This window comes from Halomonas sp. E19, from assembly GCF_052439355.1.
Classification (GTDB): domain Bacteria; phylum Pseudomonadota; class Gammaproteobacteria; order Pseudomonadales; family Halomonadaceae; genus Halomonas.
Genome location: NZ_JBNFWU010000001.1, coordinates 1,478,579 through 1,494,967 on the forward strand (window position 1 = coordinate 1,478,579; position 16,389 = coordinate 1,494,967).

Here is a 16,389-nt window from a genome sequence, read left to right on the forward strand (position 1 = left end):
AACTGTGGATAATGCTGTGCAAGGCGAAGCTCCCATGCCGCGCCATCCCAGCAATAATGCGGCTTCGCAACGATCGGTCACAAAATCGCCACAGCAGAGTGACCTGGATTATTCACTGCCCAGCATGCAAGAACCCGGGCCGGACCCGGGTTCTTGTAATCGCCGAAGCCAAGCCTACGGTCAGGCGTCGAAAGTCATCTCGGGAACATGATCCGGCACAATCAGCTTGCCCGCGGTCTTCTCGATGATCTCCTCGACGCTGACGCCGGGAGCACGCTCCTTGAGGATGAAGGCGCCGTTTTCGATTTCAAGGTAGGCCAGATCGGTCAGCACACGATTGATGCAGCCAGCACCGGTCAGCGGCAGGGTGCACTTTTCCAGCAGCTTGGACTCGCCGTGCTTGGAGGCATGGGTCATGGTGCAGATGATGTTCTCGGCACCGGCCACCAGATCCATGGCGCCGCCCATGCCCTTGATCAGCTTGCCAGGCACCATCCATGAGGCAATGTTGCCTTCCTGGTCGACTTCGAAGGCCCCCAGCACGGTCAGATCGACGTGACCGCCACGAATCATGGCGAAAGATTCCGCCGAGCTGAAGATCGCAGCACCCGGACGCGCCGTCACGGTCTGCTTGCCGGCGTTGATCATGTCCGGATCGACTTCATCCTCGGTGGGAAAGCGTCCCATGCCGAGCAGCCCGTTCTCGGACTGCAGCATCACGTCGATGCCATCCGGCACGTAGTTGGCCACCAGGGTGGGGATCCCAATGCCCAAATTGACGTAGAAACCGTCCTTGAGCTCTTTCGCCACGCGCTGCGCCATTTGTTCGCGAGTCAGTGCCATCTTGTTTGCCTCTTGTGTTCGGTTGAGAAGCGTTTGGCCGTTCGGTTGGCCGTGCAAGGTTTGCAGCGAAGCGGGGCGATCAGCCCTCGCGCACCGTGCGCTTCTCGATACGCTTCTCGAAGGTGCCCTGGATGATGCGATCGACGTAGATGCCCGGGGTGTGGATCTGATCGGGACGCAGCTCGCCCGGCTCGACGATCTCCTCGACCTCCACCACGGTGATCTTGCCGCAGGTGGCCGCCAGCGGATTGAAGTTTTGCGCCGTGTCGCGATAGACCACGTTGCCATAGCGATCGGCCTTCCAGCCCTTCACGATGGCGAAATCAGCGTGGAAGGCCTCTTCCAGGATGTAGTGGCGCCCATTGAACTCGCGCACTTCCTTGCCTTCACCGATCGGGGTGCCGTAGCCGGTGGCGGTATAAAACGCAGGAATTCCGGCTCCGCCGGCGCGCATCTTTTCGGCGAGAGTCCCCTGCGGAGTCAGGATGACCTCGATCTCGTCATTCAGCATCTGCTGTTCGAACAAGGCGTTCTCGCCAACGTAGGACGCGTAGAATCGCTTGATCTGCTTGTCTTCCAGCAGCAGGCCGAGGCCGAAACCGTCGACGCCACAGTTATTGGAGATGACGGTCAGATCCTTCACGCCGCGGCGCTTGATCTCGGCAATCAGGTTCTCGGGGATGCCGCACAGGCCAAACCCACCAGCTACCACGGTCATGCCGCTCTCGATGCCTTGCATGGCGTCTTCGTAGGAGTAAACGCGCTTGTCGAATCCGGACATCGCGAAGCCTCGTCTTGTTGTGAAAAGGAAGGATGACAGTACCGGAACAGTGTTGACCCAGCCAATATATTTGTTAAGTTTGTTTTTTATCAATTTATACAAAAAACAAATGAAAAGATGGCCACCATGACCGTAAAGCAGCTACGCGCCTTCCTGGCCGTCGCCCAGACCCTGAGCTTTACCCAAGCCTGCGAGCGGCTGCATCTATCCCAGCCTGCACTCAGCCTGACTATCAAGGGGCTGGAAGAAACGCTGGGCGGTCCGCTGTTGATACGCAGCACACGCAGCGTGCGCCTGACACCCGAAGGCGAGATCCTGCTCCCACTGGCCAAGCGGCTGCTGGCCGAGTGGGACAATACCGAGGAACTGCTGCGCCAGCGCTTCACGCTGCAACTGGGCCGCGTGGCGCTAGCGGCCATGCCCTCCCTTGCCTGCAACCGCCTGCCTAGCGCGCTGCGCGTCTTTCGCGAGCGCTTTCCGCGAGTGAACGTCACAGTACACGACGTCATCAACGAACAGGTGATCGACATGGTGCGCAGCCAGCAGGTGGAGCTGGGCATCGCCTTCGAGCCGGAAACCCAGGAGGGCATCGACTTCCTCCCGCTGTTCGACGACACCTTCATTGCCGTGGTGCCCTGCCAGTCGCTGCTGGCCAGTGCTCCCGCTGTGGGGTGGCAAGCGCTTCTGGCCCATGACTTCATCACCCTGCAGCGCCCTTCGATGGTCCGCATCCTGCTGGAGCAGGCGCTGGCGCAGCGCAACATCGAGCTGCCGGTGGCCTTCGAGAGTCACCAGCTGGCGACGGTAGGCAGGATGGTCGCCAGCGGCCTTGGGGTCAGTGCCGTGCCCTCGCTGTGTCGCGAGCAGATGCACGAGCTCGGGGCTCGCTGCCTGCCCCTGCGCGACCCGCAGATCTCGCGTACCGTGGGTGTGGTGGTCGGCCATGGCCAGGAGCTCTCGATTGCCGCTCGCGCACTGAATGATGTGCTGCGGACCACCCTGTGCGAGCCGACCCCATGGGGCGGCATCACACCGCCTGCGCCAATCTGAGTACGCAGCGTCCATCGGCACTGCGGCCCGCATGAAGCGTTGGCACGCATGAGCCAAGTTGATGCTGGGCAGGATTTCCTGATCCATTAGCATGGGCGGCTAATCGGAAACGCAGCGCAAGGAGCCCGGCATGTCGACCCTGAAAGGGATCGCCAGCGTTCTGTTCATCGTGGCCAATACCCTGTTCTGGGGGTGCCGCTGATCTTCCTGACGGCCCTGAAACTGATTACCCCGGGGCGCCCCCTGCGGTTGATCGTACTGAAAGGGCTCAATGGCGTGGCCCTCAACTGGATCGGCGCCAACCTCTGGTGGATTCGGCACTTTCTCAAGCCCCAGCTGACGATGGAGGTGCCCGACGGACTCTCAAGGGAACAAAGGTGGCTGGTCATTTCCAACCATCGCAGTTGGACCGATATTTTTCTGCTATTGATGGCACTGCATCGGCGGATTCCCATGCCGCGATTCTTCCTCAAGCAGCAGCTGATCTGGATCCCCATCGTCGGCCTGGCGTGGTGGGCCCTGGAGTACCCCTTCATGCGACGCTACAGCCGGGAGCAGCTCGAACGCAGCCCGCGTTTGGCGCGCATCGACCGCGAAGCCACGCAGCGCATGTGTCGACGCGCACGCGAGATGCCTATTGCCATATTCAATTTCGTCGAAGGCACACGCTTCACCCCAGCCAAGCGCGACGCCCAGCAGAGCCCCTATCGCCACCTGCTGCGGCCCAAGGCCGGCGGCACCGCACAGGTGCTTAATCAGCTCGGGGACCAGCTCAGCGGCATCCTCGACATGACGCTGCACTATGAAAACCCCCATCCAACCTTCTGGGGCTTTCTATGTGGGCGCGAAGGCCCCGTGACATTGACGGCACGGCGCCTGGAAGTTCCCAGTTGGATGACCACCGGCAGCTATCACGACGACCCGCTTTACAAGGAACGCTTCCACTCATGGCTCAATGCCCTGTGGCAAGAAAAGGACCAGGCGCTCGACTCGCACTGATCCTGGCACTCGCTCTCTTACTCAGCGCCTGCGCTGGAGGCGGCAACACTCGCCCAAGCGTGGTTCAGCGCAGCGCAGACCCCGGCATCTCGGGCAGCTGGATCGAGGTACAGCGCGGCGACACCATGGGCAGCATCGCCGCTCGCGCCGATGTACCGCTGGCGCGCCTGCAGCGCTTCAACCCCGACGTCAACCCCAATCGGCTGGCGGTGGGCCAGCGCCTGCTCGTACCCACTCAGCAGGAGCGCGCGCCGTCAGGCGGACCCTACCGCTACCAGGTACGCCCCGGCGATACCTACTCGGCCATTGCGCGGCGTTTCAACACCACTCCGGCACGTATTCAGGCGGCCAATCCTGGCATTGAGCCCACCCAGCTACGGGTGGGCCAGGTGCTTCACGTGCCGCTACGCGGCTCCGGCAGCGCCGTTGCCGCAGCACCTGCAGCGTCGAGCCCGAGCCGTCCCAGCCAGGCCGGCAGCGGGACGGCGGCCGCTCCGGCGTCTGCACCTTCGAACGCTCCCGCCCTGCCTGCCTCGGCGCGCAACTGGCCGTGGCCGCTGGACGACTATCGCGTGGTGCGCTCCTTCGGCACCGACAGCCGCGGCACCCTGCAACCCATGCTGCTGGCTACCAGCCGCGGCGCCCGGCCAAGGCGGTCGCCGATGGTGATGTGCGCTTCGCCGGCAGCATGCGCCAGTTGGGACGCGTGGTCATCGTGCATCACACCGACAACCTGCAGAGCGTCTACGCCCTGTGCGACACCCTGCTGGTGGATGATGGCGCGCGGGTTACCCGCGGAACGCCGCTCTGTGAGGTCAGCTTCAACAGCGCCGCCGAACGCCACGATCTGCTGTTCGACCTGCGCCTGGGCGGGAAGCCGATCGACCCGCGGCGAGTGCTGCGCTGAGCCAACAGGTTAACAGGTCAACAAGGGGCATGCCGATCAGCGAGCCTGACGGTAAAGCCCCCAAAAGAGCACCAGCAGGAGGGCATAGATCCAGCCTCCCGCCGGGTAAGCCAGCAGGCTGTAGGTCAGGCCGAAATCGATGAAGGCCACGGCGAGCAGCGTGCCCGCCACCGCCAGGGACCGACGCTCACCCGAGCCGGAGCCGATCCCCCGGGCAAAGAGCCACAGCGGCGTAACATAGAGACCCAGCAGCGCCAGCAATCCCGGCAGGCCACGCTTGACCCAAGCATCCAGCGCATCGTTGTGGGCATGCCAGAAGCGGCGCAGCAGCGGGTCCTGGCGCCCCTCCTCGCTGCGTTCGATCATCAGCGTGCGATAACCGGCCATGCCCCAGCCGGTCATCGGCCGCTCGCCAATCAGCTCTACCGCCCCCTTCCACATCTCGACCCTGGCGCTGATCGAATTCATGTCATCGTCACCGGTGAAGTAACGCTCGACGCCGACCCTGGCATTTTCGACCCGCTCGGCAACCCCGGTCTGCGGCACCAGGTACGCCGCCGCCATTAAGAGCAACAGCGTCGACAGCAAGCCCAGCCGCCAGCGCACCGACATGCGGCTGACGTGCCCCCGGTAAAGCACCCAGGCCGCCAGGGGCAGGCCGATCCAGCCGCCCCGCGTGCCGGAGAGAGCCGAGATCAGCAGGCCAGACAGACCGCCGGCCACCATCAGTAGCGACCAGCGCCAGCGAGCCTGGCGGGACCAGGCCCACCCAAGCCCGGCCAGGCACAGCAGCCCCAGCAGAAGCCCCAGGTTGCCATACAGGATGGCGTTGAAGGGCTCATGCCCCTCGACACGCCGAGAGCCCTCGATCAGCTTCTGCCAGATCGCCCAGGCGCCTCCTGCAAGGCTACCCAGCGCCAGCCCAGCCCATAGCCAGGTTGCCGTCGCACGTAGCTTGGCGAAGGCCACCAAGGCGGCGATGGCCAGCGCAACGGGCCAGGCATGGGCAACGCCGCGCACGCTCTCGCCGTGCCACTGCGCCATCACCAGCCAGGTCAGCCCATAGCCCCCAGGGCAGCCATCATCAGCCAGTCATCCCTCAGCGGCGCAACCGCATCAGGCGAGTCATCGGCCAGCAACGCCGCCAGCAGCAGCAGGACCGGCACGATGACCAGCCACTGCCAAGGCAACACCAGCAGCATGCCGGCACCGGCAAGCGCCATTGAGGCCAGGCGACGGCTCCACAGAGCCTGCAAATAGCGAAAGCGAAGTGCCGCTCCGGCAGGCGGCGACTGAGGCTCGTTCACGGCGGTATCATCCACTGAGCGCACTCCCGAGGCAGGTGGCCACGGCCCTCCTGCCCCTATCGCATGTCCCTGCCTACTTCGAACTGGAAGAAAGGTAACGGTATAAGGATGAGTCTTGGTTTAAGGCTTAGCCCCGATGGTAGCCAGGCGCCACGAACGGCATCTTCGCCACTGCCATGGGCAAGCGCTTGCCACGCACTTCAGCATAAACGGTGGTGCCAATCTCCGCCTGCTCGATCGTGACATACCCCATGGCCACCGGCTGGCCGACGCTGGGGCCGAATCCGCCTGACGTCACACGACCGATCGAACGTCCGGCTTCATCGAACAACTCTGCTCCCTCACGTACCGGGGCACGCCCTTCGCCAAGCAGGCCGACCCGCTTGCGGCGATGGTCCTTGGCGTCGACCTGATGCAGGATCACGTCGGCACCCGGGAAGCCCGCCGGACGTTCGCCTCCATGTCGGCGCGCCTTGCCAATGGCCCAGATCAGGCCCGCTTCCACCGGCGTGGTCTCGGTATCGATGTCATGCCCATAGAGGCACAGGCCAGCTTCAAGCCGCAGGGAATCGCGTGCGCCCAGGCCAATCGCTTCCACCTCTTGTTCGGCCAGCAGTCGCCGCGCTAGCGCCTCGACCTGGTCTGCGGGCACCGAGATCTCGAAGCCATCCTCCCCTGTATAGCCGCTGCGGCTGATCCATACCGGTATACCGGCCATCTCGAAGCGGCCATGCTGCATGAAGATCATCTCGCAGGCTTCCGGACAGAAACGCTGCATCACGTCGGCGGCCTTCGGTCCTTGCAGCGCCAGCAGGCCGCGGTCGAGCACCTCGATGCCGTGGTCAGCGTCCAGCCCGGTCTCGAGCAGCGCCACGTCCTGGTCCTTGCACGCCGCGTTCACCACCAGCACCAGGCAGTCACCGGCATTGGCCACCATCAGGTCGTCGAGTACGCCGCCTTCGTTGCCGGTAAACAGCGCATAGCGCTGCATGCCCACAGGCAAATCGACAATATCGGCACACACCAGCGTCTCAAGGGCCTGCGCGGGATTCGGGCCCTTCAGCAGGATCTGGCCCATATGCGACACATCGAACAGCCCGCAGGAGGTGCGGGTGTGCTCATGCTCCTTCTTGACGCCCAGCGGGTACTGCACCGGCATGTCGTAGCTAGCGAAGGGCACCATCTTCGCCCCCAGCTCCAGATGAAGGGCGTGCAGCGGCGTATGCTTGAGTTGGCTCATCTCGGACTCCTCAGGGAAAAAGGAGGTGCCTTGCAGGCACCTCCCGAGCGGGCCACAAGGCCGTCGCTCAGCTCTTGTTGTGGTCAAGTTCTTCGCCAGGCAGCACTTCCTTGCCGTCGAAGTAATCCTTGGTGACCTTGAACACAACCGGTGACAACAGCGCCAGGGCGATCAGGTTGGGAATCGCCATCAGGGCATTGAAGGTATCGGCCATCAGCCAGATGAAGCCCAGCTGGGCGATGGCACCCAGCGGAATGGCCAGCACGAACAGCACCCGATAGAGCATGATCGAGCGGGTGCCGAACAAGAACTGGAAGCACTTCTCGCCGTAGAAAGACCAGCCGAGGATGGTGGTGAAGGCAAACACTGCCAGCGCCAGCGACACGATCTGGTTGCCCCAGCCGGGCAGCGCGGCATCGAAGGAGAGCGCCGTCAACGATGCGCCCGCCTCGCCCTCTACCCACACCGTAGAGGTCAGAATGACCAGCGCGGTGATGGTGCAAATGATGATGGTGTCGATGAAGGTGCCCAGCATGGCGATCATGCCCTGGCGCACCGGATTCTTGGTCTTGGCGGCGGCGTGGGCGATTGGCGCACTACCAAGGCCTGCCTCGTTGGAGAAGATGCCGCGTGCCACGCCGAATCGAATCGCCGCCATCACAGCGGCACCGGCGAAACCACCCACCGCGGCATGCGGATTGAAGGCATAGTAGAAGATCATCCCGAATGCCTCGCCGATCTGACCGGCATTGACGATCAGCACCAGCAGGCCGGCGATCACGTAGGCGATCCCCATGATCGGCACCAGCTTGCCAGCCACCTTGGCGATACGCTTGATGCCGCCAAGGATCACCGCCCCGGCCAGCACCATGATCACCACGCCAGTCAGCCAGTGGGGGATGCCGAAGGTGGAGTCGAGGGCATCGGCTACCGAGTTGGACTGTACGGTGTTGCCGATACCGAAGGCCGCCACGGCGCCAAAGAAGGCGAACGCCCCGCCGAGCCACAGCCACTTACGTCCCAGGCCATTCTTGATGTAGAACATCGGGCCGCCGACATGAAAACCGGTGCTATCGGTTTCCCGATAGCGCACCGCCAGCACCGCCTCGGCAAATTTGGTCGCCATGCCGACCAGGGCGGTGATCCACATCCAGAACACCGCCCCGGGCCCGCCCAGCGCGATGGCAGTGGCCACGCCGGCAATGTTGCCGGTCCCGATGGTGGCCGAAAGGGCCGTCATCAGCGCATTGAAGGGAGAGATTTCCCCTTCCTCCTCAGCCTTGCGTTTCTCGCCGGGTACCGGCTTGGCGTCGCGTCCCTCCCACATCAGCCGGAAGCCGGTGCCCAGCTTACGGATAGGCATCAGTTTCAAGCCGACCTGCAGATAGACGCCCACCCCAAGTAGCAGGATGAGCATCAAGGGGCCCCACACCACGCCATTGATGGCGTTGAATATCGATGTCAACGTTTCCACTTACGTATCCCTCTGTTGTACGGAGTTGTTGTCAGGCTTGCCAACGGTGTACCGCCCCCGGGATAGCCGCTCGACAGCAGGGCACACCATTGCCCACCACGGCAGAACGATCGTCGACTGCACTTCGAAACGCTCGCACATATGGCAGAACAAACCGGCGTACCATAGCGGAAAACACCAAGCCAAGACCACCCAGCGGAAAGTAGGCCCCCATGTTCTCGCCGATCCTTCTTATGCCGTCCCAGGGGAGCCACTCCACCTCCGTTTCTTATTGGAAACAAGTTTACCCTATTTTCTCCAAGAACGGCTTTTTTGCTAGCCTAGCCAAAGCCAGTATCGGCAATGAGGCGGACCCGCTAAACTGACAGCGTAGTGACCCCGGCGCAGGCTGTCGACCGGCAGGGGTTGCCGCGTGTACGCGGTATCAGCGCCGCATTGCGCAGCAAACTCCCTCAGGCAACAGCATAAAACACGCCATGAGAATGCGCCGACGGACTCGCCAAATACGTCCATTGGCGTTAGCATGCCTGCGTTCAGAAAACCTTTTCGTATAGGAAAACACCATGAGCTCGATTCCAGCCAATCTTCGCTACAACGAAAGCCACGAGTGGGTGCTGGACAACGGCGACGGCACCGTCACCATCGGCATCACCGACCATGCCCAGCAAGCGCTTGGCGACGTGGTCTTCGTCGAACTGCCCTCGGTAGGCACTACGCTCGCCAAGGGCGATGAATTCGGTGTCATCGAATCAGTCAAGGCCGCCTCGGACCTGTACGCCCCCTCGACGGCGAAATCGTCGAAGTGAACGAAGCGCTGGAAGAGACGCCGGAAACGGTCAACGCCTCACCCTATGAAGGCGGCTGGATCATGAAGGTCCGCCTGGCCGATGCAGGCAGCCTCGAGACACTGCTCGACGCCGACGCCTATCAGGCCGTTGTCGACAGCGACGCTTGAACCGACCCTCTCCCCACCCCGGCCTTCCGGCCGGGGTTTCTTCACGGTACTACTGACAGGTTATTCCATGGCTATCGACACTCGCCGCCTGGCCGAACTGGCCGACCATGACGCCTTCATCCGTCGCCACAACGGCCCCGGAGCCGCAGATGTTGCCGCCATGCTGGCGGCGCTGGACATGGACAGCCTCGAGACACTGATCGAGCGCACGGTGCCCGCCGACATTCGCCTCGGCCGCCCGCTGCAGCTCGACGCGCCGCGCACCGAAGCCGAAGCGCTCGACTACCTAAAGCGCCTGGCCAAGCAGAACAAGATCTTCAAGACCTATATCGGTCAGGGCTACTACAACACCCACGTACCCGCAGTCATCCAGCGCAACGTGCTGGAGAATCCAGGCTGGTATACCGCCTACACTCCCTATCAGCCCGAAATCGCCCAGGGCCGCCTGGAGGGGCTGCTGAACTTCCAGCAGATGGTCATGGATCTGACCGGCATGGAGCTGGCCAATGCATCGCTGCTCGACGAAGCCACCGCCGCCGCCGAGGCCAGGCGCTGTGTCAGCGCGCCAACAAGAAATCGAAGAGCAACACCTTCTTCGTGGCCGACGACGTGCTGCCCCAGACGCTGGATGTAGTACGTACGCGCGCTCACTTCTTCGGCTTCGAGCTGGTCACCGGGCCTGCCGAGACCCTGGCCGACCACGACGTGTTCGGCGCACTGCTGCAATACCCGGGTGAAAGCGGCCGCATCCACGACCTGGCCTCGCTGCTGACGGGGGCGCGCGAACGCAACATCATGACCTGCGTGGCCGCCGACATCATGAGTCTGGTGCTGCTCAAGGAGCCGGGTGCCCTCGGCGCTGACATCGTAGTCGGCAACACGCAGCGATTCGGCGTTCCCATGGGCTACGGCGGCCCGCACGCCGCCTACTTCGCCACCACCGATGCGCTCAAGCGCTCCATCCCCGGTCGCATCATCGGCGTGTCCAAGGATGCCCGAGGCAACCACCGCGCTGCGTATGGCGATGCAGACCCGCGAGCAACATATTCGCCGCGAAAAGGCCACCTCGAACATCTGTACTGCCCAGGCACTGCTGGCCAACATGGCCGGTTTCTATGCCGTCTATCACGGCGCCGAGGGGCTGCGCACCATTGCCAACCGCATTCACCGCCTGACCACGCTGCTGGCTGAAGGGCTGAAGTCCAGGGGCGTAGCGCTGGCGCACGACAGCTGGTTCGACACCCTGCGCCTCACCGGCGTCGATGCCGGCAAGATCCATGGCCGCGCCCTGACCCATGAGATCAACCTGCGCTACTTTGCCGACGGCGATATCGGCGTGAGTCTCGACGAGACCACTACCGCCCACGATCTCGACGTGCTGTTCGACGTGCTGATCGGCGAGGAACACGGCCTTTCGGTCACGACACTGGACGAGCAGGTGACTGCGGGGGCATCAGCGGCATCCCGGCGGCTTGCCAGCGTACTTCGGGCTTCCTGAGCCACCCAACCTTCCAGCGCTATCGCAGTGAAACCGAGATGCTGCGCTACCTCAAGCGCCTGGAAAACAAGGATCTGTCACTGACCCACGCCATGATTCCGCTGGGTTCGTGCACCATGAAGCTCAACGCCACCAGCGAGATGATTCCAATCACCTGGCCCGAGTTCGGCCAGCTGCACCCCTTCGTGCCGCAGGACCAGGCCGTGGGCTACAAGCAGATGATCGACGAGCTGGCGGCCTTTCTGGTCGAGGTCACCGGCTACGACCATATCTCGATGCAGCCCAACTCCGGCGCCCAGGGGAATATGCTGGCCTGGTGGCCATTCGTCGCTACCAGGCGGCGCAAGGCGAAGGCCATCGCGATGTCTGCCTGATCCCCAGTTCCGCGCACGGCACCAACCCCGCTTCGGCTGCCATGGTCCAGATGAAGGTGGTCGTGGTGGAGTGTGACAGCCACGGCAACATCGACCTTGACGACCTGCGGACCAAGGCGGCCCAGCACAGCGAGCGCCTGTCGGCGATCATGCTCACCTACCCTTCCACTCATGGGGTGTTCGAAGAAGGCGTGCGCGAGGCGTGTTCCATCGTGCATCAGCACGGCGGCCAGGTGTACATCGACGGTGCCAACATGAACGCCCAGGTTGGCCTCTCCCGTCCCGGCGACTTCGGCGGCGACGTCAGTCACCTCAACCTGCACAAGACCTTCTGCATTCCCCACGGCGGCGGCGGCTCCGGCATGGGTCCGATTGGCGTGAAGGCGCACCTCGCGCCATTCGTTTCGAATCATGTGGTCACACCCATCGCCGGCGTGCGTGAAGAGTGCGGCGCCGTATCCGCCGCCGCCTTCGGGTCGGCCGCGATCCTGCCCATTTCCTGGGCGTATATCAAGATGATGGGGGCACGCGGCCTGCAGCAAGCCACCGAGCTGGCCATCCTCAACGCCAACTACGTGGCCAAGCGCCTCGAGGCCCACTACCCGGTTCTCTACCGGGGCGTGAACGGCACCGTGGCACACGAGTGCATCATCGACATCCGCCCGCTCAAGGCAGCGTCCGGCATCAGCGAGGAAGATATCGCCAAGCGCCTGATGGACTACGGCTTCCACGCTCCCACCATGTCGTTCCCGGTGCCTGGAACCCTGATGGTGGAGCCCACGGAATCAGAATCGCGCTATGAAATCGATCGCTTCTGCGACGCGATGATCGCCATTCGCGAGGAAATCGCCTGCGTCGAGCGTGGCGACTGGCCGCTCGACAACAACCCGCTGGTGAATGCGCCGCACACCCAGGCCGACCTGCTGGACGGCACCTGGGAACGGCCCTATTCACGGGAGCTTGCCGCCTTCCCCTCCGAGGCCGTCAAGGCAGCCAAGTACTGGCCGGCAGTCAATCGCGTCGACAACGTGTTCGGCGACCGTCAGCTGATCTGCTCCTGCCCAAGCATCGATGAGTATCGCGACTGACACGTCGCCGTCTGAAGCTGCCAAGCAGAACGGCCCGCCGAGCGATCGGCGGGCCGTTCTGCTAGCCTGGTCACGGGCCGGGGCTAGCAATCGGATGGAAAGGAATCCAGCGGTGACACCATCTCACCATGGCCAAACCGCTCTCGCATGCGTTGCTCGCGGAACCCCTCCAGTAGGCGCTCATAGCGACGCGGCACCCGCGATCCCGAGCGACTGACCAGATGCAAGGTTTCATGCTCAGTGACTGGAAGATCGAGCTCCTTGACCTGGCGCTGCCAGGGCGAAGTTTCCAGAACCAGCCGCGAAACCACCGTGAACCCAAGACCGCGGGCCACCGCGTCCAGCACCATGGCGACCTCGTTGGTGAAACCCTGGCGGCGAAACTGGCTCATCGAACGAAACTCGTCCGGAAAATTACTGCGCAGCAGCGTACCGGCATGGCTGACGCCGTCGGAATAGTTGATGAAGCCGAGCCCCATCAGCTCGCTTAGCGTGGTCCCGGCAAAATCGGCCGGCACCACCAAGCACAGGGGTTCCTGGTGCCAGAGGCGGCAGTCGAGTTCAGCATGGCGAATCGGCTCGGTGACGATGCCCAGGTCATGTCGCCCGGTCAGCACGTCGGCAACGATCTCATGACTGAAGGCGAAGCTATAGCTGACAGTAAGCCCCGGGGACATCTGCTGCTGGCCCAGGATGTAAGGATAGAACATGAGCCCTACGCTACCCGGCGAGGCGATACGGCACTCGCCGGTATCGAGCGCCTCGTCATCCAACGAATGGCGGAACTGTTCGTGGTCGGAAAAGAGGCGCAGCCCGTAATCGTAGGCCCGGCGGCCGGCTTCGGTCAGGGTGAAGCGGCGACCCTGGCGCTCGAGCAGCGACTTGTCGAGATACTGTTCCAGCTTGCGCACATGCTGGCTGACACCGGGCTGCGTCATCTCCAGACGTTCAGCCGTGCGTGTGAAGCTGCCGGTCTCGACCAAAGTGATGAAAGTACGAAAGTACTGGGCGTTGAACATGGCGCGTCGCTTGTTCGGCTGGCCGTAACCTGATGTGCCCATTCTACCAGCCCCACTGCCCCGGCGCAGCGCTGCGCCAGAGCTATCAGCGTGTTAGCATCCTGATAACCCTAGCGACAACGACAAGGACAGTTACATGCCTGACACCATATCCAGCATCATCTCTCCCCTTCGCAGCCTGGAAGTACTCTCCCAGCACGAAGTGAACCGCCTGCGGGACACCTCCAAGGCAGGTTTGCATGACCTGCTGCGGCGCTGCGCCCTCGCCGTGCTCAGCTCAGGCAGCATGACCGACGACAGCCTGGTATTACTGGAAACCTATCACGACTTCGACATCGAGGTGATCCAGCAGGATCGCGGCATCCGCCTCAAGCTGACCAACGCACCGGCGCAGGCCTTTGTCGACGGCAAGATGATCCGCGGCATTCGCGAGCACCTGTCCTCGGTGCTGCGCGACATCGTTTACGTCTATAACGAGATCCAGCACCACGCACGCTTCGACCTCAGCACGGGAGAAGGCACCACCAATGCCGTGTTCCACATCCTGCGCAAGGCGGGCACCCTGCACCCGGGGCGCGACCCGAGCATCGTGGTGTGCTGGGGCGGCCACTCCATCGCCCGCGAGGAGTACGAGTACACCAAGGACGTCGGCTACCACCTGGGCCTGCGTGAGCTGGACATCTGCACGGGCTGCGGCCCGGGTGCCATGAAAGGCCCCATGAAGGGAGCAAACCTGGCGCACGCGAAGCAGCGCATCACCGACGGGCGTTACCTGGGCATTTCCGAACCCGGCATCATTGCCGCCGAAGCACCCAATCCATTGGTGAATGAGCTGGTGGTCATGCCGGACATCGAAAAGCGTCTGGAGGCCTTCATTCGCATTGGCCATGGCATCGTCGTGTTCCCGGGCGGGGTCGGCACGGCAGAAGAGATCCTCTATCTGCTCGGTATTCTGCTGCATCCCGACAACGCTGACATGGAAATGCCGCTGATCTTTACCGGCCCGGCCAGTGCCGCCGACTATTTCCAGCGAATCGACGAATTCCTTGTCTATACCCTGGGAGAAGCGGTGCGTAGCAAGTACACCATCGTTGTCGATGACCCGATAGCTGTTGCCCGCACCATGCGCAAAGGGATCGATGCCGTCACCGAGTTTCGCCGGGTGCACCAGGACGCTTTCCACTACAACTGGCGCCTGACCATTGCTCGGAATTTTCAGGAAACCTTCGAGCCCACGCACGAGGCCATGGCCAATCTCGCCCTGCATCGCAACCAGCCGGTACACGAACTTGCAGCCAACCTGCGTCGGGCCTTTTCGGGTATTGTTGCCGGCAACGTCAAGGAACAGGGGCTGCGTGCCATCGAGGCCAATGGGCCCTTCCTGCTGCACGCCGAAACCGAGCTGATGCGCCGTCTCGACGAACTGCTGGGCTCTTTCGTCGCCCAAGGGCGAATGAAGCTACCGGGACGGGAGTACGTTCCCTGCTACCGCCTGGTTTGAGCTAACGCGCCTTGCTTAAACGCGGAGCGCCCGCAAGAACACCCGGCAGAGGCCGGTTCGGCACTACCGGGTGTTGACATAGTGTCCTTAGTGCAAGGGGCCATCGTAGCGCCGCGTCAGGCCTCACCGGGCAGCGGACGCCACCATAGCCATACCGCATGCAGCAGCAGTCCCAGCGTCGCGCCGTGAGCAAGCAACAGCTGCCAGCTGATCCAGGCGGTGAACAGGGCGTGCCAGCCGCTCATCAGCGCCAGTCCTGCCACCAACGCCAGGCCGAAGCGCCCGACCAGTGCCGGCAAGCGGCTACGCTCGGCTACCGGCAGCAGCCGCCAATTGAGCACGGCAACCACGGCCACGACGCCAAGCGCCAGCAGGATCAGCGACAAGCGGTTACCGTGGTCGCCCGCCAGGTAGCGCGGCACCGTAGCCAGCATCAGTACGATCAGACCCAGCATCAGGCTAAGCCGCTCCGCCGTTGGCGTGCCGTTCATGCGCCCACCTTCAGGTCGTGGGTAGCGATCCAGGCTTCTACCCAGGGCAGCGCAGCGTCGTCGGCCATAAAAGTTTCCATGGCATCGACTTCGAGCCGCTCGCCGATCCGCTGCGCGCCCAGGCCCTGCAGCATTTCATCGAGCCGCCGCCCGGCTCCGCAGAAGGTGTCGCCATAGGAGCTGTCGCCTAGCGCAATTACGCCGTACCGCAGCGACGTAAGCGATGGGCAGCGCTCGTCCAGCTCACGCGCGAAGGGCACAAAATTACCAGGGAAGTCGCCGCTGCCTGTGGTCGAGACACAGAACAGCGCCAGGTCCGGCATGACATCGGTCAGGTCCGCCAGGGTCGGCTGCTCCAGCACGGCCACTTCATAACCCACTGTTTCGAAGAGAGGTTTTACCTGCTCGGCGACATCCAGGGCACCACCATACATGGTTCCAACGAAAATTTTGAGCATAGGCATGTCGGGGAATAATAACTGAGTAATTTTGTAGGATATTACCACGCCCGCAGGAAAAAATCAGCCTGCGCAGGTCGTGGCGGAAGGAGCGGTCGGGGTGCAGGCTAGGCAAAGCCCGAGTATAATCGTTGGTCTTTACCAAGGAGGTGACATGCTGCATACCTTCGAGACCTGGATCACCCCAATCATGATCAGCGGTCTGATCCTGTTCATGGGCTTCATCATCTGGGATCTTGCCAAAAAATCCCAGGCCGGACGCTTCGGCACCCTGATGCTCTTCATTGTGCTGGGCGCCGGTGTCCTCGGCTATATCCTGAAGGTGATCATCACCTGGGCGCTTGAGCGCGGCGGCGGCATCTGACGGCAAACCGTCACTCACCTGCCTTCGTACGCTGTCGATC

Annotated in this window: 12 protein-coding genes and 4 pseudogenes; 7 read left to right on the top strand and 9 right to left on the bottom strand. The window is 62.9% G+C overall.

Going from position 1 to position 16,389, the window contains the following annotated elements:
* Positions 1–180: 180 nt before the first annotated feature.
* Both ACUDAL_RS07935 and ACUDAL_RS07940 read right to left on the bottom strand, forming a co-directional pair.
* The gene (locus tag ACUDAL_RS07935) at positions 181–843 is read right to left on the bottom strand and encodes a CoA transferase subunit B (protein WP_444677751.1); all 663 of its coding nucleotides are present in this window, start codon (positions 841–843) and stop codon (positions 181–183) included.
* A 79-nt stretch (positions 844–922) separates the two neighbouring features.
* The gene (locus ACUDAL_RS07940) at positions 923–1,624 is read right to left on the bottom strand and encodes a CoA transferase subunit A (protein ID WP_444677752.1); all 702 of its coding nucleotides are present in this window, start codon (positions 1,622–1,624) and stop codon (positions 923–925) included.
* A gap of 126 nt (positions 1,625–1,750) precedes the next feature.
* On the opposite strand from ACUDAL_RS07940, the gene ACUDAL_RS07945 reads away from it, so the two are divergent.
* The 3 genes and pseudogenes from ACUDAL_RS07945 to ACUDAL_RS07955 all read left to right on the top strand — a co-directional run bounded on the left by ACUDAL_RS07945 (position 1,751) and on the right by ACUDAL_RS07955 (position 4,580).
* Positions 1,751–2,674: a LysR family transcriptional regulator gene (locus ACUDAL_RS07945; RefSeq protein WP_444679337.1), complete on the top strand. Its 924-nt coding sequence runs from the start codon at positions 1,751–1,753 to the stop codon at positions 2,672–2,674.
* 130 nt (positions 2,675–2,804) lie between these two features.
* A pseudogene (locus ACUDAL_RS07950) lies at positions 2,805–3,673 on the top strand (acyltransferase).
* Between the two features lie 125 nt (positions 3,674–3,798).
* Positions 3,799–4,580, top strand: a pseudogene (locus ACUDAL_RS07955) (LysM peptidoglycan-binding domain-containing protein).
* A 36-nt stretch (positions 4,581–4,616) separates the two neighbouring features.
* On the opposite strand, the gene ACUDAL_RS07960 reads toward ACUDAL_RS07955, so the two are convergent.
* The 4 genes from ACUDAL_RS07960 to ACUDAL_RS07975 form a co-directional block, all read right to left on the bottom strand.
* Positions 4,617–5,624, bottom strand: coding sequence for an O-antigen ligase family protein (locus ACUDAL_RS07960; RefSeq protein WP_444677753.1), 1,008 nt, complete (start codon positions 5,622–5,624; stop codon positions 4,617–4,619).
* Positions 5,625–5,635: 11 nt separating this feature from the next.
* Complete coding sequence (locus tag ACUDAL_RS07965; protein WP_444677754.1) at positions 5,636–5,902, bottom strand: hypothetical protein; 267 nt, start codon at positions 5,900–5,902, stop codon at positions 5,636–5,638.
* Between the two features lie 112 nt (positions 5,903–6,014).
* On the bottom strand, positions 6,015–7,127 hold the full coding sequence (gcvT, locus tag ACUDAL_RS07970) for a glycine cleavage system aminomethyltransferase GcvT (RefSeq protein WP_444677755.1): 1,113 nt from the start codon (positions 7,125–7,127) through the stop codon (positions 6,015–6,017).
* 67 nt (positions 7,128–7,194) lie between these two features.
* On the bottom strand, positions 7,195–8,601 hold the full coding sequence (locus tag ACUDAL_RS07975) for an alanine/glycine:cation symporter family protein (RefSeq protein WP_444677756.1): 1,407 nt from the start codon (positions 8,599–8,601) through the stop codon (positions 7,195–7,197).
* A gap of 563 nt (positions 8,602–9,164) precedes the next feature.
* Between ACUDAL_RS07975 and gcvH the strand changes: the two are divergent.
* A pseudogene (gene gcvH, locus ACUDAL_RS07980) lies at positions 9,165–9,556 on the top strand (glycine cleavage system protein GcvH).
* A gap of 67 nt (positions 9,557–9,623) precedes the next feature.
* A pseudogene (gene gcvP, locus ACUDAL_RS07985) lies at positions 9,624–12,516 on the top strand (aminomethyl-transferring glycine dehydrogenase).
* A gap of 83 nt (positions 12,517–12,599) precedes the next feature.
* On the opposite strand, the gene ACUDAL_RS07990 reads toward gcvP, so the two are convergent.
* On the bottom strand, positions 12,600–13,535 hold the full coding sequence (locus ACUDAL_RS07990) for a LysR family transcriptional regulator (protein WP_444677757.1): 936 nt from the start codon (positions 13,533–13,535) through the stop codon (positions 12,600–12,602).
* Between the two features lie 136 nt (positions 13,536–13,671).
* Here ACUDAL_RS07990 and ppnN point away from each other — a divergent pair, with 136 nt between their 5' ends.
* Positions 13,672–15,036 (top strand): nucleotide 5'-monophosphate nucleosidase PpnN, encoded by a 1,365-nt coding sequence (gene ppnN / locus ACUDAL_RS07995; protein WP_444677758.1) that lies wholly within the window; start codon positions 13,672–13,674, stop codon positions 15,034–15,036.
* Positions 15,037–15,152: 116 nt separating this feature from the next.
* Here the strand turns inward: ppnN and ACUDAL_RS08000 are convergent, their stop codons facing one another.
* Both ACUDAL_RS08000 and ACUDAL_RS08005 read right to left on the bottom strand, forming a co-directional pair.
* Positions 15,153–15,527 (bottom strand): hypothetical protein, encoded by a 375-nt coding sequence (locus tag ACUDAL_RS08000; protein ID WP_444677759.1) that lies wholly within the window; start codon positions 15,525–15,527, stop codon positions 15,153–15,155.
* On the bottom strand, positions 15,524–15,991 hold the full coding sequence (locus ACUDAL_RS08005; RefSeq protein ID WP_444679338.1) for a flavodoxin: 468 nt from the start codon (positions 15,989–15,991) through the stop codon (positions 15,524–15,526). Before ACUDAL_RS08005 ends, ACUDAL_RS08000 begins: the two co-directional genes overlap by 4 nt.
* A 148-nt stretch (positions 15,992–16,139) precedes the next feature.
* Between ACUDAL_RS08005 and ACUDAL_RS08010 the strand changes: the two genes are divergently transcribed.
* A complete protein-coding gene (locus tag ACUDAL_RS08010) occupies positions 16,140–16,349 on the top strand; it encodes a DUF2788 domain-containing protein (protein WP_444677760.1) in 210 nt (69 codons plus the stop codon).
* Positions 16,350–16,389: the final 40 nt, after the last annotated feature.

What these genes read in the sequence shown, in the direction of transcription:
- ppnN (WP_444677758.1), top strand. Translation starts at nt 13,672, where the DNA reads ATGCCTGACACCATATCCAGCATCATCTCTCCCCTTCGCAGCCTGGAA.
- ACUDAL_RS07935 (WP_444677751.1), bottom strand. Translation starts at nt 843, where the DNA reads ATGGCACTGACTCGCGAACAAATGGCGCAGCGCGTGGCGAAAGAGCTC.
- ACUDAL_RS07945 (WP_444679337.1), top strand. Translation starts at nt 1,751, where the DNA reads ATGACCGTAAAGCAGCTACGCGCCTTCCTGGCCGTCGCCCAGACCCTG.
- ACUDAL_RS08010 (WP_444677760.1), top strand. Translation starts at nt 16,140, where the DNA reads ATGCTGCATACCTTCGAGACCTGGATCACCCCAATCATGATCAGCGGT.
- gcvT (WP_444677755.1), bottom strand. Translation starts at nt 7,127, where the DNA reads ATGAGCCAACTCAAGCATACGCCGCTGCACGCCCTTCATCTGGAGCTG.
- ACUDAL_RS07940 (WP_444677752.1), bottom strand. Translation starts at nt 1,624, where the DNA reads ATGTCCGGATTCGACAAGCGCGTTTACTCCTACGAAGACGCCATGCAA.
- ACUDAL_RS07960 (WP_444677753.1), bottom strand. Translation starts at nt 5,624, where the DNA reads ATGGCGCAGTGGCACGGCGAGAGCGTGCGCGGCGTTGCCCATGCCTGG.
- ACUDAL_RS08005 (WP_444679338.1), bottom strand. Translation starts at nt 15,991, where the DNA reads ATGCCTATGCTCAAAATTTTCGTTGGAACCATGTATGGTGGTGCCCTG.
- ACUDAL_RS07990 (WP_444677757.1), bottom strand. Translation starts at nt 13,535, where the DNA reads ATGTTCAACGCCCAGTACTTTCGTACTTTCATCACTTTGGTCGAGACC.
- ACUDAL_RS08000 (WP_444677759.1), bottom strand. Translation starts at nt 15,527, where the DNA reads ATGAACGGCACGCCAACGGCGGAGCGGCTTAGCCTGATGCTGGGTCTG.